The sequence below is a fragment of the Acaryochloris marina MBIC11017 genome (genome assembly GCF_000018105.1).
GTDB lineage: Bacteria > Cyanobacteriota > Cyanobacteriia > Thermosynechococcales > Thermosynechococcaceae > Acaryochloris > Acaryochloris marina.
Genome location: NC_009925.1, coordinates 4,873,268 through 4,898,245, shown reverse-complemented (window position 1 = coordinate 4,898,245; position 24,978 = coordinate 4,873,268). Strand labels below are relative to the sequence as shown.

The 24,978-nt window shown below is 46.4% G+C and carries 16 protein-coding genes; 8 read left to right on the top strand and 8 right to left on the bottom strand.

All coding sequences use genetic code 11. The annotated features are described in order from the left end of the window. Positions 1-132 precede the first annotated feature (132 nt). Together bchH and AM1_RS22000 are read left to right on the top strand one after the other, a co-directional pair. Positions 133-3,918 (top strand): magnesium chelatase subunit H, encoded by a 3,786-nt coding sequence (bchH, locus tag AM1_RS22005; RefSeq protein ID WP_012165102.1) that lies wholly within the window; start codon positions 133-135, stop codon positions 3,916-3,918. A 517-nt stretch (positions 3,919-4,435) separates the two neighbouring features. Further along, a complete protein-coding gene (locus AM1_RS22000) occupies positions 4,436-5,536 on the top strand; it encodes a glycosyltransferase family 4 protein (protein ID WP_315875430.1) in 1,101 nt (366 codons plus the stop codon). A 226-nt stretch (positions 5,537-5,762) separates the two neighbouring features. Here AM1_RS22000 and AM1_RS21995 read toward each other — a convergent pair whose 3' ends face one another. Next, on the bottom strand, positions 5,763-7,085 hold the full coding sequence (locus AM1_RS21995; protein WP_012165099.1) for a S41 family peptidase: 1,323 nt from the start codon (positions 7,083-7,085) through the stop codon (positions 5,763-5,765). 578 nt (positions 7,086-7,663) lie between these two features. Beyond that, positions 7,664-8,206 carry a dihydrofolate reductase family protein gene (locus tag AM1_RS21990; RefSeq protein ID WP_012165098.1) on the bottom strand — a complete coding sequence of 181 codons (543 nt, stop codon included), beginning with the start codon at positions 8,204-8,206 and terminating at the stop codon, positions 7,664-7,666. A 122-nt stretch (positions 8,207-8,328) separates the two neighbouring features. Here AM1_RS21990 and AM1_RS21985 point away from each other — a divergent pair, with 122 nt between their 5' ends. Beyond that, on the top strand, positions 8,329-9,339 hold the full coding sequence (locus tag AM1_RS21985) for an AI-2E family transporter (RefSeq protein ID WP_238549040.1): 1,011 nt from the start codon (positions 8,329-8,331) through the stop codon (positions 9,337-9,339). An 84-nt stretch (positions 9,340-9,423) separates the two neighbouring features. Here the strand turns inward: AM1_RS21985 and AM1_RS21980 are convergent, their stop codons facing one another. Next, entirely contained in the window at positions 9,424-10,290 is an 867-nt protein-coding gene (locus AM1_RS21980; RefSeq protein ID WP_049783767.1) for a DUF928 domain-containing protein, read from the bottom strand. Between the two features lie 320 nt (positions 10,291-10,610). Here AM1_RS21980 and shc point away from each other — a divergent pair, with 320 nt between their 5' ends. Beyond that, a complete protein-coding gene (gene shc / locus AM1_RS21975) occupies positions 10,611-12,530 on the top strand; it encodes a squalene--hopene cyclase (RefSeq protein ID WP_012165095.1) in 1,920 nt (639 codons plus the stop codon). Positions 12,531-12,560: 30 nt separating this feature from the next. Here the strand turns inward: shc and AM1_RS21970 are convergent, their stop codons facing one another. Further along, positions 12,561-14,669, bottom strand: a complete 2,109-nt coding sequence (locus AM1_RS21970) for a pentapeptide repeat-containing protein (RefSeq protein ID WP_012165094.1) — start codon at positions 14,667-14,669, stop codon at positions 12,561-12,563. A 39-nt stretch (positions 14,670-14,708) separates the two neighbouring features. Next, positions 14,709-15,965, bottom strand: a complete 1,257-nt coding sequence (locus AM1_RS21965; RefSeq protein ID WP_049783766.1) for an ABC transporter substrate-binding protein — start codon at positions 15,963-15,965, stop codon at positions 14,709-14,711. Between AM1_RS21965 and AM1_RS44020 the strand changes: the two genes are divergently transcribed. Together AM1_RS44020 and AM1_RS21960 are read left to right on the top strand one after the other, a co-directional pair. Further along, positions 15,964-16,095 (top strand): hypothetical protein, encoded by a 132-nt coding sequence (locus AM1_RS44020; RefSeq protein WP_012165092.1) that lies wholly within the window; start codon positions 15,964-15,966, stop codon positions 16,093-16,095. The genes AM1_RS21965 and AM1_RS44020 overlap by 2 nt on opposite strands. Positions 16,096-16,330: 235 nt before the next feature. Then, positions 16,331-16,807 carry a nuclear transport factor 2 family protein gene (locus tag AM1_RS21960; protein WP_012165091.1) on the top strand — a complete coding sequence of 159 codons (477 nt, stop codon included), beginning with the start codon at positions 16,331-16,333 and terminating at the stop codon, positions 16,805-16,807. A 139-nt stretch (positions 16,808-16,946) separates the two neighbouring features. On the opposite strand, the gene AM1_RS21955 is transcribed toward AM1_RS21960, so the two are convergent. Continuing rightward, positions 16,947-18,047 (bottom strand): alkene reductase, encoded by a 1,101-nt coding sequence (locus tag AM1_RS21955; RefSeq protein ID WP_012165090.1) that lies wholly within the window; start codon positions 18,045-18,047, stop codon positions 16,947-16,949. Between the two features lie 118 nt (positions 18,048-18,165). Next, on the bottom strand, positions 18,166-18,489 hold the full coding sequence (trxA, locus tag AM1_RS21950) for a thioredoxin (RefSeq protein WP_012165089.1): 324 nt from the start codon (positions 18,487-18,489) through the stop codon (positions 18,166-18,168). A 79-nt stretch (positions 18,490-18,568) separates the two neighbouring features. Here trxA and AM1_RS21945 point away from each other — a divergent pair, with 79 nt between their 5' ends. Continuing rightward, positions 18,569-18,880, top strand: a complete 312-nt coding sequence (locus AM1_RS21945) for an ArsR/SmtB family transcription factor (RefSeq protein WP_041660122.1) — start codon at positions 18,569-18,571, stop codon at positions 18,878-18,880. A gap of 41 nt (positions 18,881-18,921) precedes the next feature. Here AM1_RS21945 and AM1_RS21940 read toward each other — a convergent pair whose 3' ends face one another. Further along, positions 18,922-21,417 carry a GumC family protein gene (locus AM1_RS21940; protein WP_238549039.1) on the bottom strand — a complete coding sequence of 832 codons (2,496 nt, stop codon included), beginning with the start codon at positions 21,415-21,417 and terminating at the stop codon, positions 18,922-18,924. Positions 21,418-23,761: 2,344 nt separating this feature from the next. On the opposite strand from AM1_RS21940, the gene AM1_RS21935 reads away from it, so the two are divergent. Then, positions 23,762-24,922, top strand: coding sequence for a DegT/DnrJ/EryC1/StrS family aminotransferase (locus tag AM1_RS21935; protein WP_049783845.1), 1,161 nt, complete (start codon positions 23,762-23,764; stop codon positions 24,920-24,922). Positions 24,923-24,978: the final 56 nt, after the last annotated feature.

Genomic DNA, 24,978 nt, shown 5'->3' with positions numbered 1-24,978 from the left:
TCCGAAAAATGCCCACTCTCTAATCAGTGGCTAAGGTGCTATTCCCTAGCACTATCAAAAACTCCGCTGCTAAAACGTCTGAAAGATCATTAAGATTTAGGAAGAGACCTTAACCGATTTTAGGCTGCACCAATGGCACGGATTGTTCTGATTGCGGGATTTGAATCCTTTAACATCGATTTATATATCAGAGCTGCCGAGCTAGCCCAGGCGCGCTGTCCAGGTTTGGAGGTGCGGATCTTTAGCGATCGCGATATTAACGCTGACCCAGAAGCCGTCACCGCCGCCTTGCAAGGAGCGGATGTCTTCTTTAGCAGCTTAGTCTTCGACTACGACCAAGTGCTGTGGCTACGGGAGCGGGTGCAGGATATTCCCATCCGCTTGGTATTTGAATCGGCGTTGGAACTGATGAGCCTCACCCAGCTCGGCAAGTTTGTAATTGGCGAGAAGCCCAAAGGGATGCCCAAGCCCGTCAAATACATCCTGGATAAATTTGGTAGCGGTAAAGAAGAAGACAAACTCGCCGGGTATATCAGCTTTCTGAAGGTCGGTCCTAAACTGCTCAAGTATGTCCCCGGCAAAAAGGTCCAGGATCTGCGTAACTGGCTGATTATTTACGGCTACTGGAATGCTGGGGGGCCTGAGAATGTGGCCGCCATGTGTTGGACCCTGGCAGAGAAATACCTCAACTTACCCCTCAACGCGGAAATTCCACCCCCCATTGAGACCCCCAATATTGGTCTACTCCATCCAGATTATGAAGGGTATTTTGAATCTCCTCAGGACTATCTGGACTGGTACAAAATTAATCGGCTGCCCTTCCTTTGGAAAGCGGGAGCAACCTCCACAACCCAACATATCCACTTTGCCCAGCCTCCAGTTGTGGGGATTCTGCTGTATCGCAAGCATGTCATCACCAAGCAGCCCTATATTCCCCAAATGATTCGTAAGTTTGAGGAAGCAGGGCTGATTCCTTTACCCATTTTTATTAACGGGGTGGAAGGCCATGTGGCCGTGCGCGATTTAATGACCACCCGCCACGAACAGGGTCAACGCCAGCAGGGCACCAAAGAAATTCTGTCCTTGTCTGAAAAAGCGGCTGAGGTGGATGCGATTGTCTCGACAATTGGTTTTCCCCTCGTCGGCGGACCCGCAGGATCCATGGAAGCGGGACGGCAAGTGGCCGTGGCCAAGCAGATTCTCAGCGCTAAGAATGTGCCTTACCTCGTTGCCGCCCCTCTGCTGATTCAGGATATTTATTCCTGGACTCGCCAAGGAATAGGTGGCCTGCAAAGCGTGGTGCTCTATGCCCTGCCGGAACTCGATGGCGCAATTGATACGATTCCCCTAGGCGGGCTGGTTGGTAATGACATTTACATTGTGCCCGAACGGGTCGATCGCCTCACCGGACGGTTGAAGCAATGGATTGCCCTCCGCCAGAAACCAATGGCAGAAAGGAAGTTAGCCATTCTCCTCTATGGATTTCCGCCGGGATACGGGGCGACTGGAACTGCAGCGCTACTGAATGTACCGAAATCTCTCTTAAGTCTGCTCAGATCCCTAAAATCCCAAGGCTATAACGTGGGAGATTTACCAGAGGATGGCGAGGAAATCGTCAACTGGGTGCGGGAAGCAGATAATGGCTTAGTTGATCCAGCCCAGATGAATGGTCATGCTGGAACCACCTCCGTCAATGTCCGCCAGCTGGAAAGGTGGCTGGGATATTTGCTGACCCATCGGATAGAAAAGCAGTGGGACTCCCTAACGGGAACAGGAATTAAAACCAATGGCGAGGAATTTAGCGTCGGCGGCATTCAGATGGGGAATGTCTGGATCGGGGTGCAGCCACCCCTAGGCTTGTCGGGTGATCCGATGCGCCTAATGTTTGAGCGGGATCTAACGCCCCATCCCCAATACGCGGCCTTCTATAAATGGCTGCAAAATGGATTCCAGGCTGATGGGGTGATCCATTTTGGCATGCACGGTACCGTGGAATGGCTGCCCGGTAGTCCTCTCGGCAATACCGGCTATTCCTGGCCGGATGTATTGCTGGGGAATATTCCAAATCTCTATATCTATGCGGCCAATAATCCCTCGGAGTCGATTTTAGCGAAACGTCGAGGCTATGGCGTTTTGATCTCCCATAACGTCCCCCCCTATGGTCGAGCTGAGCTATATAAAGAGCTAGCTGCCTTACGCGATCTGATTCAGGAATACCGTGAAGACCCGGAAAAAAATGCGGTGCTGCGGGAGGCTATCTGCAAGAAAATTATTGATGCGGGGATTGATGCAGATTGTCCGTTCCAAGAAGCCAAGCAGTTGGGCATTGAATTTACCCCTGAAAATGCTCGCATGTTTAGTGCTGAGGCCTTCAACCACTATCTAGTGGAGCTATATGAGTATCTGCAAGTTTTAGAAACGCGGTTATTCTCTTCCGGTCTGCATGTATTGGGCGAATCTCCTGATGCTGAGAAACTGGGAAGTTACCTTCAGGCTTATTTTGGAGAAGAGTTACCAGAAGATGCGATCGCAGCCGTTGCTACGGGCGAAGAATCCGATCAGATTCGCCAGCGATTTGAACTCAATGGCAGTACGCCTAAGCTGGAAGAGGCCTTGCAAATCCGCAGCCTGCTGGCCCAAACAGGGGATGAACTCACTAACCTACTGCGGGGCTTAAACGGTGAGTATGTGCCGCCTGCACCCGGTGGAGACTTGCTCCGGGATGGTCCCGGCGTTTTACCCACAGGCCGCAATATCCACGCCCTTGACCCCTATCGGATGCCTTCTCCTGCTGCCTATGAGCGGGGTCGGGAGATTGCTCGTAAGATTTTGGCCCAGAACCTGGAAGACAAAGGCACCTATCCAGAAACTGTCGCCGTAATGCTTTGGGGCTTAGATGCCATTAAAACTCGCGGGGAATCTATCGGTATTCTTCTAGAACTCGTAGGGGCAGAACCGATTAAAGAAGGCACGGGTCGGATTGTTCGCTATGGTCTGACGCCTTTAGAGCAGCTCGATCATCCCCGTGTAGATGTCTTGGCGAACCTGTCCGGCATATTCCGAGATAGCTTTGTCAATATCATTGAGCTGTTGGACGATCTATTTTTACGGGCAGCAGAAGCCGATGAGCCCCCGGCTCAGAACTTTATTCGTAAACATGCCCTGGCCTTGAAAGAGCAGGGAGTGGAGAATGTCTCTGCTCGTCTCTTTTCTAACCCTGCTGGGGATTTCGGCTCTTTGGTCAATGACCGTGTGACGGACTCCAACTGGGAATCTTCAGATGAGTTGGGGCAAACCTGGAGCGATCGGAATGCCTTTAGCTATGGCCGCAATGACAAAGGCCAAGCCCGCCCTGAGGTCCTGCAAACCTTACTGAAAAGTACCGAGCAGATTGTCCAAGAGATTGACTCAGTGGAATATGGTTTGACTGATATTCAGGAATATTACGCCAACACCGGTGGTCTGAAGTTAGCGGCGGAGCAGCAGCGGGGCAGCAAGGTCAAAGCCAATTTTGTCGAGAGTTTCTCCAAGGACACCACCCCCCGTGATTTAGATTCACTACTGCGGATGGAATATCGGACTAAGCTGCTCAATCCCAAATGGGCAGATGCAATGGCTGATCAAGGCTCTGGCGGGGCCTATGAGATTTCTCAGCGGATGACGGCCCTGATTGGCTGGGGTGGCACTGCTGATTTCCAAGAAGGGTGGGTCTATGACCAAGCCGCAGAGACCTATGCCCTAGATCCTGAAATGGCGGAGAAGTTACGCCAAGCTAATCCAGAAGCCTTCCGTAATATCGTCGGTCGCATGCTAGAGGCCCATGGTCGTGGATTTTGGAGTCCTGACCAAGACATATTGGATCAACTCCGAGCATTGTATGAACTGACGGACGAGGAACTAGAAGGCATTACTGCTTAGTTCTAGTATCCATAGCGCGGAGGGGCTGTTTGGGCCTCTTCGCGGTCGTTGAAATGGATTTTCTCAGTGCCAAGAATTTGGTAATTTTCATGACTGCCCGCAATCAGGATAGTATCGCCGGGTTTAGCTTGTGCGATCGCATCATCATCTCCTCAATGTCATCAAACTTGTTTGTAGACTACTTATCAACATATTCCGATAAAAAGCTAGAATTTTCTTCAAGGTTAGTTGAGGGTTAATGAACCTAAAAAGTGATTTTCACTAGATAGTAATAGACCTGCTTGAACTATCGATTTTTTAATTCTGTCAATTTTTTTGCAACCTAAATACTCAGTTATGACTTCTCGATGGGTAAATTTAGTAGCTAGGTAAAAATGACTCAGGATTGTAATTTAAGTTACAAAAAATCTGAATTAAAGGATCTATAGTAATATGTAAACTATTGATTAAAAATTTTTTATATATGGCTATTCATGTAATGCATATCATGGATAAGCTGAGCGTTGCTGGCTAAGAGATTCATGGTGTATCTAAGGCTATCGAGCGGTGGATTCCTTGCTTCAATTCACAGGAGATTCGGTTCAGCATTTGTAGCTTACGAGCACCTGAGGAAGCAGCGCAGATTTTTGAACGTCAAGGGGTTCCAGTATTCTTCTTGGGCCGAAGTAAATTTGATCCTAGGACTTATCTAGATCTTTCAAAATTAATTGAGCAAGAAAAACCTGATATTCTACACTTAAGTGGATATGGTTCTACGACATTTGGACGCTTAGTTGGAACCGCAAAAGGTTTGCCCAATATTGTTCATGAACATGCAGTTTTTCCTAAACAGCCACTTTATCTGACGGCAGTGGATGCCCTATTATCGCCTTTGACAACAACAGCAATAGCTTGTTCAGAACCTGTACGCGACTTTATGGTGACCGCGCGTAAAGTTCAGCCCCAAAAAGTAGAAACATTATTTTATGGCTTACCGCTAAAAGAGTTTAAAGCTCCTGCTCAAGAAGTCGTCGATCATGAACGATCAAAGCTAGGTATTCTACCTGGAGAGAAGGTGATTTGTAATGTAGGTCGATTGGACACTCAAAAAGGTCAAATTTACCTACTGAAAGCTGCAACCTCAATTTTAAAAGAGTTTCCAAATACCCGTTTCTTGTTGGTCGGGGCTGGTCCAGATTTAGAAATGCTCCAGTCCTTTGCTCAAAGTGAAGGTATTGCTGATCAGGTTATTTTCACTGGCTATCGCGAAGATGTTCCGACCTTATTGGCCCTCGCTGATGTTGTGGCGATGCCTTCTCTATGGGAGGGATTACCAATTGCTTTAGTGGAAGCAATGAATATGAGCAAACCGGTTGTGGGTAAGACTGCTGGAGGCATGGGATCTGCAATCGACGATCAGAAAACTGGTTTTATTATTACGTTTAAGGATTGTGAGCTGTTAGCCAACAAACTAATTTTCTTGCTGAAAAATTCAGAAGTGGCGCAATCTATGGGTAGCGAAGCGAAAGAAAAATGCAAGCAGTATGATATTACCCATTCCTATAAAAAATTGAGAGAAATATATCTTTCATTGACCTCTAAAATGACTAATTTAAAAGTCTCTAATAGTGCGATTTAAACTATCGGGACAATAAAAACTATGACGTTGACTGCTATGCAGAATTCTTGAGATCTTGTGTTTTAGGTCTATGAAGTAATTCAATATTAGCCCTATAGCCAACGTAGCAATTCATCGGTTACTCCCGATAGTCAAAATTTTTTCTCCTATAGGTAGGGATTGATCATATGCCTTGCCTTTGCTGAGAGTAGCATTGCCTGATTTAGCGGGTGCGATCGAAACATTCTTAATTCACGATCAAGGATGTTAGGTATGAGCACAGATACTGAGTGGCAACGGTGACATTGTCCCAACGATGTTTTTCAACTTGCTTATTGAGTTCGGCTACAGCTTTCATATATTGGGGATCAGAAGTTGTGCCTAGTTTGTTTGGGTTTTGGAACAGGTCGCTCCGTTGCTTATCGGTAAGTTTTACTTCGATATCGGGCTCAATACCTTTTTTATGAATATCTCGCCCCTTGGGAGTCACGTATTTGGCAACAGTTATAGATAACCCCGAATTATCTTCTAAAGGCTGTACAGATTGCACCAGTCCTTTGCCAAACGTCTGAGTGCCGAGCAAAACGGCGCGTTGGTGATCTTGCAAGGCCCCAGCCAGAATCTCACTAGCACTGGCAGACCCTCCATCCACCAGGATGATAAGCGGCTTATCCGTTAGGGTGTTTTTATCAGAAGTGAGTTTATCTTCGCCCCCTTCACGGTCCACAGTGGCCACAATTGTACCTTCCCCCATCCACATTCGGGCAATTTCAGTGCTGGAATATAGCAATCCACCGGGGTTTAAGCGCAGGTCTAGAACAAATCCAGTGACCTTTTGTTTTTCCAAGTCTTGGATGGCTTCGCGCATCTCAGAAGTGGCTTTGTTGCTAAATTGGTTGAGGCGGATATAGCCCACTGGGCCAGAGGGACTCGTTTGAGAGGAAAATCGAACTGGATGAATTTCAATACGAGCCCGCTTGATCTTAAAACTCAACTGCTCCTGACCCCGTAAAACGGTGAGGGTCACGATAGAGTTAACGGGACCTCGAATTAACTGGACCGCTTCATTAATATCCATCCCTTCGGTGCTGGTGTCATCTACTTGGATGATCACATCTTGATTTAAGAGCCCTGCTTGGGCGGCAGGACTGCCTTCAATCGGAGCAATGACCGTGATGTCTTTCGTCTTTTCATCCTGGGTGATTTGTACCCCAACACCTGTTAGTTCTCCTGAAGTACTGATTTGCATGTTTTTAAGCTGCTGAGGATCCAAAAAGCGAGTATAAGGATCCTCAAGTTGGTCCAGCATTTCTCGAACTGCATCATAGACTTCTTCTTTGGAGGTATAAGTACGGTTTAAGTATTGGCTGCGAATAGCAGGCCAATCTGTACCATTGAAGGATGTATCTAAATAATCATTTTTGATAATCTGCCAAACTTCGTCAATGATGGCCTTGGACGAGTCGGAGTTTGGGGCTGCCCAAGTCTTAGGGGTGGGGGAAGCGATTGTGAGGGTTGCAATTGAGAGGGCAGTCGATAGCAGGGCAACCTGGGGTCGAAGAATAACCATAAGTGTGAGGAGCGTTTGATGGGTCAATATTGGGATTGTTAGGACTGGATCACCCTAAAGTTGGTGAGGGAGATGGCTCTGACTACCGGTCAAAACTGATGTTTCCCGATAGCCTGAAGATTAGAGTTATCTGCTTCTTGATCTTAAATTCCTTTGTTGGATGGGAGAGCGCACTTAACGGATGGAGACGATGCTGACTACTGATGATAACGAGACAGCGTTTACAGGTATCTTCTTCCTCAAATGTCTTAACTGATTTGGCTTAACTAATGAACCGTTGAGATGTCTTGATCATGCTCCATCTTTGCCGCGGCGGGATGTGATCTTGGTATATCCAGAAGATATTGAAGATTTTAGCTGTTCGGCATCGTTTATATCACTCTTAAACGCAGTTCTCAAAGGAATTCAAACACTTGAAGCATTGTGCTGAGATCAGCTGGCCATAACTTTACGATCTCATCATCCTTGAGTTAAGGGGCAGTGATGAGGATGGGATCATCTGAGAGATCTTACCGCAATACAGATCTGAGATTGCACCACCATGCTGTCCATGCATCTGCGAAAGCTGAGAGCCTATTTCAAGAAACAGCATATTTAAGTTGGACAAATCCAAAGTCATAGGAATAGGAGCTGAGGTGGGTCAGCGGTATCTCTTTTGCCAAGGAACCGAACAGAGGTATCCCCTCGCCTAACAGAATAGGGATCACGGTAATGGTGAGTTCATCAATCAGACCCGCCGCCAAAAATCGCTGGATTGTAGCCCCACCATCTATATATAAATGCTGGGCTCCTTCTTGGACAAGGCGGTTATAGAGCATGAGTGGGGGGTCTGCAGAGTGCGTAATGCAGGCAGGCAAAGCATCTGGGAATTGGATAGGAGTTCGACTCAAGACAATGACTCGGGTTTGACCATAGGGCCACGCTCCAAAAGATAGAACCTGTTCATAGGTTTTTCGCCCCATGACCAAGACATCCACCGAGGCCATAAAGGCTTGATAGCCACAATCTTCCCCCTCCGGGACTGCTGCATTCGCCTCATTGAGCCAATCGATGTCTCCATTGGTTCTGGCGATAAATCCATCTAAGCTGGTCGCAATAAAAACAGAAACTTTTGTGCTCATAGGTGACGCATGACCTGCTAAATTTTGACTTTACCCAGAGTTCTTAATTACTTTTTCAGTAAAGTAAATAGGTAATTTAGTGTTATAAAACGGTGGAAGATTGGTGATGTTTTGCTAAAACTATGAAATTTTTGCAGTGGCTTCTAGCAGTGATAGCGCTCCTGATGAGTTTAGGTTTGCTGATTTCAGGAGAGTGGCTTGGTTTTATCATTACACTACTCGCCGTCATCATTGTGGCTCCTCCCATTCAGGATCGGCTCAATCAGCGTTTGCCCTGGCTGAAGTCTCGGTTTCTGAAAATATTTCTGGCGGTGATCATTTTATTCATTGCTCTTGGCATTACCGGGGGGAAATTGGTCCGCTTTACCAATGTGGCCGTTTGTAAATCGCCGGTAGATGGTCAGTGTAAAAAGCATGAGATTGCTTTCTTGGAAGAGACTCAAACCCTTACAGTCAGAGCAAAACTCCGCAAAGGTAAAACAGCAAATCAGGTTAAAGCCACCCTGGATTATTGGCCAGAGCCTGACCAAGAGTCTGAGGTGTTTAGCAATGTTTATGATGTCCCGAAGGGTAAACGAGAAGTGGCCCTGCAGCTGGATCAGGTTGACCTACAGCCTGGTACCTATCGAGTGACGTTAACGCCGGAAGGAATTGGTAATCAAAAACCGCTGTCCGAAGAGCAGATCTTTTCGGTTTGGACAGATCCTAAGGATGTCAGCAAGCGCAACGAAGGAGACATTGAAGATGCGGGTCTAAATAACAGCGTCAGTAGCATCAAAATTTGTGAGGGGAGTAGCGATGCTGAAGAACCCTGTGCCGAGGATTTGAGTGAACTCTCCACTGAAATCAAGACACTAGCTTTTACGGCTAAACTGCCCAGCATTGCCAATGTGCAATTCCGAGGAGATTCTGAAATCACTTATATCCTCCGCTATCTTGGCAAGACCAAGGATGACAAAATTCCCCCCATCCAAGTGTTTCGAGAAACGAATGAGCTAGATCGCAAGGTGGGAACCTTTACCTTAGGGATTACACCCTCTAAAAAAAAGTTTCGCCCAGGAGAGTATGAGTTGATCACCTCCCTAGAAGCCAGATCATCACGACCCATCCGTAAATTATTCAGGTTGAAGTGAGAGAGCGCTATGCCAGTCCTCCGTACTGCCCTTGAGAACATAGGGATGCACCTAGACAATGCTCTAGATGTTATTGGAACTGGGCTATTTCTGAGCAGCAATCCCCGACAGTTGAACGGCATCTGCTTCAAATAGTGTTTTCCATATCTTACTGAGACGTTTATCCTCAGGTTTCTCCCGGCGTGCGGCAGCTAAGGCCTGCACCGCGTCATACCAATAGCCCGCTTCAGCAAAGGCATCAGCTTGGTCCCTGAGTTTAGATTTTGAGACCTTTTTAGCCACTTCTGGTGTCGGCGGTACATAGCGAATCCAACCATTGGCGATGATGCCATTTCGGCCTTTACGGGTACAGAAGAGTCCCACGACCCATTGATAATCTGTCTTGGGTTTTAAGGCGAGGGTGGAGGCTTGATCAGGAATCGCAATTCTGGATAGCCCTGCTTGGCCTGAAGCCTGGAAAGTCGTGGAATAGACTTCTTTCTTAGAGCGACCGTTAGCCCCCACCTCGTACAAACTGAACTGAACAATCCGGTAACTATGGGTGGGAGTAAACCAATAAAAGGTGGGATAAGCTGTTGCACTGAAGCCTATATTGCTTTTGGGCACCAATGTGGTGAGAGTGGGGCGACCACTGGTCGTACAGGTTTTGGGTTGGCCCGGTTCTGGCGAAATGGCAGGGTCATCCGGTAATTCCCAGATGGGGGGTGCATCCGGTCTGGGTAACGGAATCGGAACCACTCGGGAAGGTCGTCGAGGTGTACTTTCGTTTAATGGCCCTTTCCTGGGCTCGACGGCTCGTGTCGCTAGCCCTCGACGATTACCAGGTTTTGATAGATCTCCAGGTGGCTTAAATCCAGCATGGCTCGGTAAGGCAGACCATAGAACTCCCACTAAGCCTCCCACTGCTAAGGTCGCGATCCGTGTTGCAGGGGTAGAACAATATTTAGACATTGTTAGTCAGCTGGGCCTCTCAAAATGTTGGGTGCAGAACGGTTCAAGGGGAGCTTGCAAAATGTTCCAGACACTAAGCACTCCCTCATCATACCCAAGCGATATCCTGACCGCTTCACGGATTGAAGGGAGAATGTCGGAAGGCGATCGCTTGAGTACAGGGTTTTGGGAGATGTGAGTGGGGAAACGGTTATTTAAATAGACTCCTTCCCCCAAGAATGTGTTCCAGATAGGAGAGTGGAACCACCATCGTGCTGTACCTTTGCGGAATCCGGTAAGATGAATCGACCGTCGTCACAATTGACTGAGTTTTAAGCGCTATGGCTGTTCGAGACAGAGTGAATCCCAAAACCCTTGAAGCTGCGATCGCAGCTTCGCAAAGCTATCTGCTCACCCAACAAGACGAGACGGGCTATTGGTGGGCAGAGCTTGAATCCAATGTTTCGATTACTTCTGAAGTGGTGCTGCTGCACAAGATTTGGGGAACAGATCGTAGTCGGCCCTTGGAGAAGGTGGAAACATATTTGCGATCGCAACAGCGAGACCACGGTGGCTGGGAACTCTACTTCGACGACGGGGGAGAAATCAGCGTCTCTGTCGAAGCCTACATGGCCCTGAAGCTCTTAGGCGTGCCCATGGAAGATCCGGCCATGGTGCGGGCACGGCAGTTTATTTTGGAGCATGGGGGAATTAGCCGCACCCGCGTGTTTACCAAGCTGCATTTAGCCCTGATTGGCTGCTATGAATGGCGAGGGATTCCCTCTCTTCCGCCCTGGGTGATGTTGTTGCCCGAACAGTTTCCTTTCACCATTTATGAGATGTCGAGTTGGGCCAGGGGCAGCACCGTCCCCTTGCTGATCGTGATGGATCGGGAGCCAGTCTATGCCGTGGAAGCTGGGTTCAACTTGGATGAACTCTATGTAGAAGGCCGCCATCGCGCCCAGTTTGATCTGCCCCTCAGCAACGAATGGACCGATGCCTTTATCTATTTAGATGGCCTATTCAAATTTGCTGAATCGACCAATCTTGTCCCCTTTCGAGAAGAAGGAATTCGCGCTGCTGAACGTTGGATTTTGGAACGTCAAGAAGCAACGGGGGATTGGGGAGGGATTATCCCGGCCATGCTCAATTCTCTTTTGGGTCTTAAGGCCCTGGACTATGATGTCCACGATCCGATTATTGAACGGGGCATGGCAGCTCTGGATGCCTTTGCCCTCGAAACCGAAGACCAATATTGGATTCAACCCTGTATCTCTCCTGTATGGGATACGGCCTTGGTCGTGCGAGGGCTGGCTGAGTCCGGGTTAGCGCCCGATCATCCTGCCCTAGTGAAAGCGGGAGAATGGCTGCTGAATAAGCAAATCCTAGATTACGGAGATTGGTCCGTGAAAAATCCAGGGGGTTTACCTGGGGGCTGGGCCTTTGAGTTTGACAATCGCTTTTATCCCGATGTGGATGATACCGCCGTTGTGGTCATGGCCTTAAACGAAGTCCAGCTACCGGACGAGCAGGCTAAGGATGCAGCCATTGCCAGAGCCGTTAACTGGATTGCCACGATGCAATGCCGTCCTGGAGGGTGGGCTGCCTTTGATATCAATAATGATCAAGACTGGCTGAACGCCTTGCCCTACGGGGATCTGAAAGCCATGATTGACCCCAATACTGCCGATGTCACGGCCCGAGTGTTAGAAATGATCGGTCGTTGCCATCAAACAACAGGGAAAAACAGTGTGGATCGAGCCCTTCGATATTTGCGAACTGAGCAAGAACCGGAGGGGTGCTGGTTTGGACGCTGGGGGGTTAATTATATTTACGGCACGAGTGGCGTACTGGCTGCTCTAGCCTTGATCGATCCCCAGGGCTGGCAATCCCAAATTCAGCAAGCAGCAGCTTGGTTAGTAAGTTGCCAAAATACGGATGGGGGTTGGGGCGAGACTTGTGCCAGCTACGATAACCCTAAGCTTAAAGGCCAAGGTCCTAGCACAGCCTCCCAAACGGCTTGGGCTATTATGGGGCTATTGTCGGCGGGGGAAGCGACCTCTGTCTATGCCGAGGCTGCAATTGAGCGGGGCGTGAATTACCTCACGACGACGCAAAAGATGGATGGCACTTGGGATGAAGACTATTTCACAGGGACTGGTTTTCCCGGCCATTTCTATCTGAAATATCACCTTTACCAGCAGCATTTTCCCTTAACGGCTTTGGGCAGGTACCAGGCCATGTTGCAACAAAAGAGTTAGGTCATCTGAGAATGAGGCCCATAAATGGGGTTACTGAATGCTATTGGCTTCAGTTAATAGCTCTTTGACAGCCGCTTTATCGGTCTGGGTCAATAGCCGGTGGTCTATCGGATATTCAGTGTACTGAGTTTTTTTGTGTCTTAAAACTTCCACAGCGGTATGGACGGCTTTGTAGCCGATTTTGACGCCTGCCTGATCGATGATTGATTGTAGAGGACTGTTGGGATCTAACAGCATTCGAGCCTTGTCTTTTGATAAATCTAGAATGCCAAAAACTTTGACTTTTGCTTGCAATCCTAAGTCTTCCACTGCTGCCACAGACAGTTCTGTGGCCAAGTTGGATCCCCCCCATAGGATATTGATCTGAGGATTCTCCGATAGCATTTCTTTAATGTGAGCGATGTCAGCTTGAGTAATTGCATCTACGGACGAAACTTCTTTCCAGGTAACGTCGGAAGCCGCCATGCCGTTGAGGAAGCCTTGATAGTTGGGATAATACCGTTCATATTCCGCACTATCCACCACACCAATATTTAAAGGCTGATCCTGGAGATGGGTCGCCGCCCATTGGGTGAGGTGTTCTGCCGAATCGGCTCCCATCTTTAAGCTATTGGTGTTGAAACAGGCAAACACCATATCTTTTGCGGTTTCTTTATCGAAGCAAAAATCCACTGTGATCACCACCACGCCCGCTTGATAAGCCTTTTCAAGAGCTGGGATAGACCCTAATGGATCCTCTGGAGACAACACAATGGCATCAATCCCGGAATCAATCAGTTCCTGAATAGTTTGGGCTTCATTTTGAACCCCGGAGGGGGATAGCAAACTCCAAATTTCTACCCGCCGATTGGCAGCCCGCCGCATCCCCAATTCATAGGCTTTAAAGATCGTGCTATCGGCTGATTTGATCAGGCCAATTCGTAAGCGAGGTGAGCGAGGACGGGCAATGGTTTGCATCCAATTTGGACTTTTGATGGCAGACTGCCAGTGCTTGGCCCGTTTGAGTTGATGGAGTGCCCAAAAGCTAGCTTTAGAGAGATCGGCATTTCTTAAGTTCGTCGATCGCAAGTTGGCATCGTCTAAAAAATCTACCGATTGGAGGGAGCTATTCTCCAAGTTGGCTTTGTACAAATCGCTCCCCTTGAGGATGGAACGATTCAAGTTGGCTTGGTATAAATCAGTACGATGGAGGATTGCATGGTTGAATTTGGTCCATATTCCTTGAACCTGGTGCATTTTTGCCCGGGTTAGATTGGCCTTCGTGAAGTTGGCATTATTGAGTAAGCTTTTATGCAATACTGCATCCGTAAAGTTAGCCCCTTGCAGGTTGGCTCCTTCCAGGTTGGCTCCCTCTAAATTGGCCCCTTGCAGATTTGCGCCCTGTAGATTAGCTTCACTCAGGTTGATTCCCTTTAAATTACTGCCCTTTAAGTTAGCTTTTTCGAGATTGGCATGGGCAAGATTGGCTTGTTCTAAGTTGGCATGGGATAAATCAATCCCTTGATGCTCGAAAAATTTGAAAGGCCATTGCTGAATACTACGGAAACTGACCGAGGGTTTATGGCATTGATTCAGTTGAATTTTAACCATTTGGGCTTTGGGGGCCTGCAGGCCAGCATTACTCGCGCAGAGTGAATCGAGGGTTTTGAGGGCCGCTATTCTGCCATCACTATGTTGTTGCCCCTTTTGATCGACTAGAACATTCCGCGCATCTTCTATCTTCTTTTGCTGTTGGTAAGGGATAGAGAAAAGATAGGAAATAAAAGCAATGAGAATAGCTGCTTCCCCCAGGACCGTTGCCAGCTTGATGATCGAAATCATTTCAAGCCAAGCAACAAAATCACTTACCTTGGCATCCAGAATCGAAAACGGCTTGAGGAGAGGGGGTTTGGGAGGGCTAGTAGACTGTTGCGCCTGATTATATTGTTCGAGTTGATGAATATAGGTGGCTAAAGAAAGCTGAAATTGGCTAGCTTCCTGTTGAATGACGGCTAACCGCAGGTAATCTTCGGAGATTAAATTAACTCGCTGAAAGCTCTCTACCAAGGGCTGACCCTCGTTCTCTTCTAGAAGCGTTGGATTCAGCTCTGGCTTTGGATAGTGGGGATGGGGGTCCTCTCCTGGGGGTGTTTTACTCATCAACGTCACTGTCTAGTAGGATGCACACTTAACCTCCTGTTATTGGAGCATTGCTTTGAAGGTTGCAGCGTCTAAAGTTCTGAATCCTTCAGGGGTTAAGTAGCTCAAGATCACTAAATTTGACCCTTGGTTATGGTTCTCAACAAAATTAATCGTGACGCCTCCTAAATCAAACTGAGAACGGGCAACTTGCTGCATAAAACTTTCGCGTGTGATTTCTCCTGGAATATCTTTTAAGATACGCAGAGTCATTTTGCCCACAATGTACCCTTCTAAGGAGACATGGCCAAATTCATTCTCCAGTTTCGTTCTCGCTTCTTGAACGATGGGCAGGTTGGAATCCAGGAGAGGAGCGACGTGAGTCATGATCACGCGGTCGCGAATGCCATACTCTTCTAAATCGAGCATAAAATCATCGCCTCCGGTAAAGGAAACTGCTGAGATAATCCTTTTTTCACCTTGCTGTTGAAGGTGGCTGGCAAAGCGAGCAATGTTACTGTAGGAGCCGACTGTGACGATGAGGCGGCACTTGACGCCACTGGTTTTTTCCCAGGCTTTGATGGACTGATAACCAGGGACTACATTCGGCGTGTTGCGCGCATAGACCCCAACAGGGCCAATATGATTACGTTGGGGATTATCCCCTGCCATGGTGAGGATCTTTTCAAAGGATTGAATAATCGCTGCATCGCCCTTTGCCGCGATGAGGGCTGACTTTAACCCTGCTAAACCAGACATGCCATAGCTGTCATTCTGGACATAGGCACAGATTTGTTCAGGCGTTACTCCATTGCGAATTGCCAGTTGAACCACCGCCTTAATTTCTTGCGCATAGCTGGCACGATAGTTGACGATGGGGCCTTTGCCGGGTCTCAAAATTCCCGAGCCGGTGAAAAAACCGACCGCAGGAATGTTCTGTTCTGCCAGGATGGGGAGAGATACTTTTGCCGTCGGTGTCCCCACATTGCCAATCATTAAAAAGATCTGGTCTTGGATGATTTCTTGGGTGGCTTGTCGAGTGCTAGCCGGTTCGTAATAGTCGTTTTTGAAGATCAGACGAATGGATCGCCCTTTCACTTTTTGATCCTTCAAGGCTGTTTCTAAACCGATCTTCATACGATTGCCCAGCCCCTCTTCTTGTCCAGCTAAAGCCAAGACTGAACCGAAGGTAATCGTGCTACCCGAAGCTCCCTCATTAGGTATAGTCTGGCGAGGCAGTTGACATCCAGGTAGCCATCCCAAGGCCATGAGCAGGATGATGGATAAACACTGTCTTCTACTTTGAGAGAAAGCCATGGTGGCTAGCCAAAACAATCCATTTGCTGATCGCCACTTCTCTAAAGACGATAACGCTTGTCTCCCGGATAGTGGGTTGGTTTATGGGTCTCAACGACTCAGCACTGATAGCGGAGACTTTACTGGCTGAAGCGTTCTAGACTAAACCCCTCTATTCAAAGACGCCCCTTGAGAAAATTCAATACGACTTAAGGCGTAAAATGTCGGCCCATGTTACCTCGGAAATCGCATTTTGAATCATAGACTACCCTTTAAGGGAACAGAACTCCCTATCCTTGGGGACTGAGTGTGGCTCTAGGTTTGGCTAATCCGCAATCCAGCCAACCCTCCAGGCTCATTGTTTTTCTACTTTGAATCGTTTTTCTATGCCTGAAGATATTGCAAAACCCCCTTTGCCTCCCTTTGATATCGAATCTGCAACCGCTAAAGTTCGCTTTGCCGAAGATGCCTGGAATGGTCGTAATCCTGAAAAAGTATCTCTGGCCTATAGCGTTGATAGTGTTTGGCGAAACCGCGCTGAGTTTGTTTCAGGTCGTGCCGAAATTGTGGCTTTTTTGCAGCGCAAGTGGGCGAAAGAATTGGACTATCGTCTGATTAAAGAACTCTGGGCCACCCACGATAACCGAATTGCTGTGCGTTTTGCCTATGAATGGCATGACGATTCGGGGAGTTGGTTTCGCGCCTATGGGAATGAAAACTGGGAGTTTAATGAGCTAGGTCTTATGAAACGCCGTATTGCCAGTATCAATGATCTGCCAATTCAGGAGGGCGATCGCAAATTCCACTGGCCCTTAGGCCCCCGTCCTGCCGATCATCCTGGCCTATCCGACTTAGGGTTGTAATGGCCCCGATTTAGACAATGCACCTAAAAAATACACCGTTAATTTTTAGGTGCAAACTCACCGATCAAAAAAGCCTCGTAGTGCCCCAACGGGAAACCACGAGACGTTCTAGGAAAGTATCAGGATAAAAAGCCCAATGCTATGCGGCAGTTATTAGTGGATCTAAAAATGGATAGTCCGTATAGCCTTCTGCCCCCCGGGTATAGAACGTGGATGGGTCGGGTTCATTGAGGGGGGCTTGTTTTGCAAAGCGTTCCGGTAAGTCAGGGTTAGCAATAAACGGGACGCCATAGGCGACTAAATCGGCTTCTTGGTTTGCGATCGCAGCCGCACCACTGACTGCATCATAGCCACCGTTGATCATCAGCGGACCTTGAAAAACCTGTCGGATATAGGGAGTCACCCGCTCGCCTTCCACTGCCAGCATATGCCCTTGCAAGGCTTCAAGGACATGAAGATAGGCCAAATTGTAAGTATTGAGGGCTTGAGCTGCATGTGTGAAGGTTGAGATCGGATTACTATCTCTCATGTCATTAAAGGCATTCGTAGGAGAAAGTCGAACGCCTACATGATCAGCACTCCAGACAGCTACCGCTGCCTCAACAACTTCTAACAGAAACCGGGTACGGTTTTCGATCGTGCCCCCATAGGCATCTTGCCGTTCGTTGGTGCCATCTCGAAGGAACTGATCAATTAAGTATCCATTAGCCCCATGGATTTCAACCCCATCAAATCCCGCTTTTCGAGCATTGCCAGTGGCCTGAGCAAAATCTTGAACAATGCTTGGAATCTCGTCCAGACTCACAGCTCTGGGGGTGACAAATGGTTTCTTACCCTGCGGAGTATGGACTTCACCTGCTGGCTTAATCGCCGAGGCAGAAATCGGTCGTGCCCCATTCAACTGAAAATCTGGATGAGAGGCCCGTCCTGTATGCCAAATTTGCAGGAAAATCTTGCCATCTTGCTGGTGGACGGCATCTGTTACCTGGCGCCAAGCCTGTATTTGGGCTTCAGAGTAGATCCCTGGCGTTTCAGACCAGCCCGCCGCTTGCTCAGAGACCTGAGTCGCTTCCGTAATAATCAGACCCGCACTCGCCCGTTGCTGGTAATACTCAGCCATTAAAGCGTTGGGAACTCGATCTGGTCCTGATCGACCTCGGGTTAACGGTGCCATTACCATGCGGTTGCGGAGGTCAACCGCACCCAGACGAATGGGTTCGAACACGGATGAAATTGACATTGGAACTCTCCCTGTTGGTTTGGAGTATAAGAACTGAACTTGCCTGCCAAGCAGGACAAAGTAAACGGTAAGGCGGCGCGCGCTTCGCCTTACCGTCAGGAACGAAAAATCAGGCGTCTTACAAATGTTTGTCTAAGGATTCAACCAAGGTTGCTTTAGGAGATGCCCCTACCAGCGTTTCAACGGGTTGGCCTTCCTTAAAGACGATCAGCGTTGGAATGCTACGAATGCCATATCGGCTGGCAACATCACTGCTCTCATCCACATTGAACTTAACGACTTTGACTTGATCTTGGTAGTCCGCAGCGATGTCATCAACGATGGGACCGACCATACGGCAAGGCCCACACCAAGGGGCCCAAAAATCGACGAGAACGGGTTGCTGGCTCTCAAGCACCTCTGCAGTAAAGGTGGTGTCATTGATAGCAGTAGTAGAAGACATAATGGGGCCTCCTTATTGTTCGTATATTCGAGAATCTCGAACAATTAAAATATAAATCATCCCATGGCATAATGCAACTATGAAAATTTTGTTCCACCCAGAACCGCAGCAAATCTCCTTGGCGGCAGTGTTATACGCCTTGGGAGATCCAGTGCGATTAGATATTGTGAATCAACTGGCCGCCTCAGGTGAATTGACCTGCAATGCCTTCGATTGTGAAATTGCTAAGTCCACCCTCTCCCATCATTTCAAAATTTTGCGGGAGTCCGGTGTGATTTATTCGCGCAAAGAAGGGACTCAACATCTTAATTCTCTGCGGCGAGAAGAACTTGATAACCTATTCCCTGGTTTATTAGCGTCTGTTTTAGGTAGCCTCAGCGCTTCAGCCTAGTGTTCTCTTAAGATATAGCCGTTACCCAAAAATGCTGATATCTAATCGAGATGGCCTACAATCCGTTTTATACGTCGCTGAAGTAGTCCTAGGTGATGTTGAAAAACCGCCTGCTGGGACTGTAAACGTTGCCGTTGCCCAGCCAAAGTTTTTTCAAACAAGCGTAACCGTTCTTTTTCATGGGCCAACCGAAGTTCTAACCGAATCAGATCCGTCGCTGCCGAAGAACTGTGGGAGTAACCTCCTGCGTCGCGGATCTGCTCTTGTAGGTCAGACACTGTATGGTGCAGTTGAACAAGCTCTTCTTCTTGTTCATCTACAAACTGAACCGATCGAATCCAGACTGCCCGCAAATGTTCAACTTGATCTTGCAAATCCCGCAACGGGAGTTCTTCTGGGGTTGGGCCATTCGACTGCACTAAAACCTGCGATGGGGCTTCAGGGGTGTAATTGGGGAAAGGATTTTGATTGAACGAAATACTAGGGGATGGGGTTGGCAATGGTTGGGGGGGCACCTGACCGTTCATGGGGTGAACTTGGAAGTCTCCATAGGGTTGATCCTGTGATAAAGCCCCATTGATAATTAGCCCCGTGACTCGTTGCCCAGAACGCATCAATAGCTCTTTTGCGGCAGCTATATTAGGAAGGTTAGCAATACCAGGTTTAACCACAATCACAATGCCATCCGCTTGCCCTCCCAAAATGGATACATCTGCAGCTGAATTTAACGAAGGCGCATCAATTAGAATGTAGTTATAAATGGACTTTGCTGCATTTAGCATTACAGTCATGTGTTTGGATTCTAAGGTCCCCATGGCATTGGCATGAAGATTACCCGCTGTCATCACATCCACATGGGCAGTGACCGATTGAGTCGCTGAATCTAAATCAGCTTGTCCAAACAAGACATTGCTTAAACCGAATTCATTCAGGACATCCCACATACGGTCTTGAAACGGATTTCGAAGATTACCGTCGACAACCAGAACTTGATTTCCTGCCTGGGCAAGGGCCATAGCCAAATTTGCGACCACCGTTGATTTACCCTCTTGGGGTGATGTACTCGTCACCACTAAAGTTTGGCAATGGCGACCCGTTTGTACCGATTTTAGGCTAACTTGTAGCATTCGAAAGGCGTTACTGACTGGTGAATCAGGAAAATCTCTGAGGAAAAGTTTAGGAGCTAACTGTTGTAATCCCCCATCGTAAAATAGTGAATTATTAGAATTCCCGAACGCGGGAATGACCCCCAATAGAGGATACTCAAATTGATGAACGGCGTCTTCGACAGTCCGAATGGATTTATCCAGAGTTTCCAATATGTAGGCAGTAGCAAAGAAGGCTAACACCCCTAATAATCCGGTTGCTAAATAGTCTGCTTGATTCGGCGTAACTGGCGACTTTGGAATTTGGGCTGGTACCAAAACTCTCGCATTCCCTACTGTTTGATTTGCCTCAGCTAAAATCTCTTGCTGTTTTTGTAAGAGTAAAGCATAGGTAGACTGTGCTGCCTCTAGTTTTCGCTCTAATTCTCGCTGCTTTTCTGCCAAGCCAGGGAAAATGTTGAGTTGTTGTTTATAGGATTCTAAAGTGTTTGATTGGGCAATGACCTGACTGACTAATCCCTGTCTTTGAGCCTCTAATTTGACGAGATCAGCAGTCAACTCTTCTTGCAGGGAACCAATCAAGGATTCAGGGGCGGCTACTTTTGTCCCCAGTATTTTCTCAGCACGTTGTTGGAATAGAGCTTTTAATTTGTTTACATCCCGGGCTAAACCAAGAACCGTAGGGTGAGTAGCCGTAAGCTGGTTAGTCTGTAGGGCGAGCTGAGACTCAGTTTGTTGTAACTGGGTGAGCACATCGCGAATCTCGGCAGATTGGCTTAGGCTAACTGCTGCCATGGCTTGTTGCGGCGTCATGCCCAATTGATTACTTAGTACATTGGCTTCAGTTTGGAGTTGTGCAATTTGAGCTTGGGCGTCACTGATTTTTCCTTGTAATTCAGCAATTTTTGCTTCGGCATCTTGCTCCCGGTTACTAAGATCTACAATCTGATTTTTCTGCTTAAATTGTCGGAGTGCTCTTTCAGCATTTTGAACAGTCTTTTCTGATTGAGGAATTCGTTCTGAGATAAATTTACTAGCAGTCTCAATAGAATTGCGATTGTCTTGAAGATGGTTTTCAAGATAAACCTGCATGAGTAGATTGACTGCAGCAGCAGCATGCTCAGAATTAATGGATTTATAGGTAATTCGGAGAATATCTGTTCCCTTTACATCTGAAATAACAAAATTTTGCCGAAAACCTTTGAGATCTAGTGAGTAATCGATATCCTCCTGGGTACTTAGTTTGTTTAAGGTTGTTTGCAGAAGGGGCGTGGACTGGATGACAGCAGATTCGGTCTCCAGGGGCCTGCCCTCTAAATCAAGGGGATCTAAATTCCCAATTTCGGTACCTAATGTAGTGAGTTTAGAAATGGGGTTCACTTTTGTAAATCGCAATTGGCCCTCAGCGACATAGAGAGGCTGGTACAGCAACTTTATTGCGAGTGTTCCGAGGGTTAGCACCAAAGTGAACGCTACTGAAGATGGTAGCCAATGGCGTTGAAGGATTAGCCTAAATTTCCTTGATTTACTGATTTGGGAGGCTAACACTGATGCCAACTCCTATTGTGCAAAAAAATGTAGAAAAAGACATTAATAATTTTCTAATTCCTCAGCTCTAACTCTTATTTTTATCTAGCTTTTAAAAAAGCGGATATATTTACTTATACATGTTTAAGCTGATGCTCAATCATTAGTTAGTCAGATAAAGCATTCAAGAGAATGCATGTCCCAATATAGATGATATTTATGCTGGACTTGATCACTATCATTCATCAATAAAATTCTATTGACTCTGTCATCTTAGTATTAGAAGTGAAGTAGTTGTTCCTGAACTCGCTCGGGATATTTTACTCTCAAAGAAACCATAGCGACTGTTCCAAGATTTTGCTGAATTGAATCTCAATTGTATTGCTAGTTACAAAAAGGCAGTTGATTGCTTATTTCATATTTATCCAAGTTCACTCTTAAGAGTATTCAGACTTACTAAGTTAGTTATCCAATTAACCTAAGCATAGTGAGATTTATCGTTATAGAAGCTGACATATCTCTTGTATTAAATACATTTTGAATAGTATTCAAAATTTGTATGGTCTTCCCTCCACTATTTTATAGTAATCATTGGTCTTACTAACTTGATTTTCACATCTGCTGACTTTATGGATTCTTATCTTACAAGTATAAGGCATTGACAATCTAATAATGATACCTGCTACATATTCATTCCAAATGGAAGAGGTAAATTGTATGAAGTCCTACGGGGAATTGGAATACCACTATTTTTATAAGTCTTTATTTTTAGTCGTCTGAGTAAAACCTCATCGCCTAGAACGGTATTAGTACAAATGGTAAATGAGTATAAGAAGAATGCACATAATTTCATTTACTAACCATTAAATAAATCTTATTTTCTAATAGATAGATGATTTTGACATTCAGCTTCTCATGAATTTTATTTTCAAGATATATTATTAGAGTGTATTAACGAGTTTATTTCAAATTAGATCATTTTCATATCACATCTCTAAATTCAATAATAATTCCGACCAAAAAAATCTTACTTTTTTGAGGATATAACTAGGGTGATAGTTATATAAATAGCTATTCATATTACAAATTTGGCTATCTCAACAATCGTGTTGAGTATTTTTAGTGCTAGCCGTAGGTATTTTAAGCTTATTAGGTATTTTACTTGATCTTAAAAAAATATGTACATGTAATTCTGTATAGATTAAATTTTGATCCTGAAATAAAACCACTTTTCAGTACAAAAAAATCTACATCCATTTTTTGCCCTAAAACAGATAGTTAGATGCTCATTAGTAAATCTTGGTGACGAAAGCACAGTTTCTTGTGCCAAGGAACACAAAGATTATGGTAGATTTGATTTAGGATACTTCATATTTCCACAAGACTTGAAATAAAAAAGCGTCCAACTTATTCTTTACATCAACAATTCTGGGGGGTGATGGTTTTGGTGACGCAACTAGTTCAAACATTCTAATCATCCCCCTTGCTCATATCCTTACTGTCGTTACGGAGTGAGCATCGGTCATTCAAGCGGAGTGAAGTGTCACAAGGCATTTGAGTGCGGTCTTTTCTGAGTGAGAGCCTCTTATGTCACTCAATATCAGCTCCTCAAGATATCTAAAATTTAGAACAGTGACTATGTAGGCTAGATCACCTAGCCAAAATAATGCACTAAAAGGACTTCACGAAGATTGAGTGCATTAATGGCGAAATCTTTTGTTCAAGTCTCATGGGATTCCCAGTTCTAAATTAGTTTCTCGTGTGCGTCCATGTTCATTTCCTTCATGAGATTGCTAAATCGATGTTACATACTCCTTTAGATCGCTCTATCACTAAAACTCCATTCAAACCATTAGGATCTATTCTCAAAAAAGCGGGCTTAGTTTCTACTCAGCAGCTTGAAAAAGCGTTGCAAACGCAGGCAGAATGCAACAATCTCAAAATTGGCGAAATTCTAGCTTCGCAAGGTACCTTAAAAACGTCCACCATCCATTTTTTTGTAGATAAATTTCCACAACTCCTAACACAATCTGCTTATCAGCCTATTGGACAATATCTGCAAGCAGCTGATCTACTAGATGAACGTCAAATTTCTGAAATTCTCCAAGTTCAGGAGCAGTCTGATCTCAAATTTGGGGAAATTTCTGTGCGAAAAGGTTGGATTCAGCAAGATACCGTTAACTTTTTCTTGCAACACTTTCAATCTGAAACCTCAGATAATAGAACTCCCGATACCAGCGAACCTAATATTGCTGACCATTCAGACCTTGATATCCAAAAAACAGCACCCCCAATTCTTCTATCTCCACCACATTTGGGTACAGATGAGTTGGGCTTTGTGGTGAATGCGTTTGAAACCAATTGGATTGCGCCTGCAGGGCCACATTTAGATGCCTTTGAACAGGAATTTAGTGAAGCAGTGGGAATTTCCCATGCAGCAGCCCTGAGTTCAGGTACGGCTGGCATACATCTAGCGTTGCAGCTGGTAGGCGTTGAACCGGGTGACGAAGTATTTTGTTCGACGCTAACCTTTGTTGCTAGCGCGAATCCGATTCTGTATCAAGGGGCAGTGCCTGTTTTTATAGACAGCGAACGCACCTCCTGGAATATGGATCCTAACTTACTCTCGCAGGCCTTAAGACAGCGAGCTCGCCTAGGTAAATTACCAAAGGCCGTTGTCTTAGTCCATTTATACGGTCAAAGTGCGGATCTTGGACCGATTTTAGAACTCTGCAATGAGTACGATATTCCCCTGATTGAGGATGCTGCTGAATCTCTGGGAGCAACCTATCAGGGCAAAGCTACGGGCACCTTTGGCCGACTGGGAGTGTTCTCTTTTAATGGCAATAAAATTATCACTACTTCTGGTGGAGGAATGTTGGTTTCAGAAGATGCCACGTTAATTGCCAAAGCTCGTTTCTTGTCGACACAAGCCAGAGATATAGCTCCTCATTACCAACATTCCCACTTGGGATATAACTATCGTCTTAGTAATGTCTTAGCGGGTATAGGTCGGGGCCAACTCAGGCTCTTATCCAAAAAAGTCGCTGCCCGACGTCGCATCTATCATCGATATCTTCAAGATCTGGGGTCATTACCTGGGTTAACCTTAATGCCGGAGCCCACTTTCGGACGGGCAACGCACTGGTTATCCTGTATGCTGATTGACCCTCGCAAATTTGGAGTGAGCCGAAATAGGGTCCAAGAAGCTCTACGGGATCATCAAATTGAGTCCCGACCCGTTTGGAAACCTTTGCACCTGCAGCCACTGTTTGCTCAATGCGACCATATTGGCGGTACAGTGTCCGAAGATTTGTTTAATAATGGTATTTGCTTGCCGTCTGGTTCTGGCATGACAGATGCAGATTTGGATCGCGTCATTGCCATTATTTCATCCCTTGCCTCATGAGGGTTGAGATAATTTGATAGTTTCATCTCTACAGCGATGGGAAAACTATCCTTCCG

What these genes read in the sequence shown, in the direction of transcription:
- AM1_RS21960 (WP_012165091.1), top strand. Translation starts at nt 16,331, where the DNA reads ATGCCTGAAGATATTGCAAAACCCCCTTTGCCTCCCTTTGATATCGAA.
- bchH (WP_012165102.1), top strand. Translation starts at nt 133, where the DNA reads ATGGCACGGATTGTTCTGATTGCGGGATTTGAATCCTTTAACATCGAT.
- AM1_RS21965 (WP_049783766.1), bottom strand. Translation starts at nt 15,965, where the DNA reads ATGGCTTTCTCTCAAAGTAGAAGACAGTGTTTATCCATCATCCTGCTC.
- shc (WP_012165095.1), top strand. Translation starts at nt 10,611, where the DNA reads ATGGCTGTTCGAGACAGAGTGAATCCCAAAACCCTTGAAGCTGCGATC.
- AM1_RS44020 (WP_012165092.1), top strand. Translation starts at nt 15,964, where the DNA reads ATGGTGGCTAGCCAAAACAATCCATTTGCTGATCGCCACTTCTCTAAA.
- AM1_RS21980 (WP_049783767.1), bottom strand. Translation starts at nt 10,290, where the DNA reads ATGTCTAAATATTGTTCTACCCCTGCAACACGGATCGCGACCTTAGCA.
- AM1_RS21955 (WP_012165090.1), bottom strand. Translation starts at nt 18,047, where the DNA reads ATGTCAATTTCATCCGTGTTCGAACCCATTCGTCTGGGTGCGGTTGAC.
- AM1_RS21945 (WP_041660122.1), top strand. Translation starts at nt 18,569, where the DNA reads ATGAAAATTTTGTTCCACCCAGAACCGCAGCAAATCTCCTTGGCGGCA.
- trxA (WP_012165089.1), bottom strand. Translation starts at nt 18,489, where the DNA reads ATGTCTTCTACTACTGCTATCAATGACACCACCTTTACTGCAGAGGTG.
- AM1_RS21985 (WP_238549040.1), top strand. Translation starts at nt 8,329, where the DNA reads ATGAAATTTTTGCAGTGGCTTCTAGCAGTGATAGCGCTCCTGATGAGT.
- AM1_RS21995 (WP_012165099.1), bottom strand. Translation starts at nt 7,085, where the DNA reads ATGGTTATTCTTCGACCCCAGGTTGCCCTGCTATCGACTGCCCTCTCA.
- AM1_RS21970 (WP_012165094.1), bottom strand. Translation starts at nt 14,669, where the DNA reads ATGAGTAAAACACCCCCAGGAGAGGACCCCCATCCCCACTATCCAAAG.
- AM1_RS21990 (WP_012165098.1), bottom strand. Translation starts at nt 8,206, where the DNA reads ATGAGCACAAAAGTTTCTGTTTTTATTGCGACCAGCTTAGATGGATTT.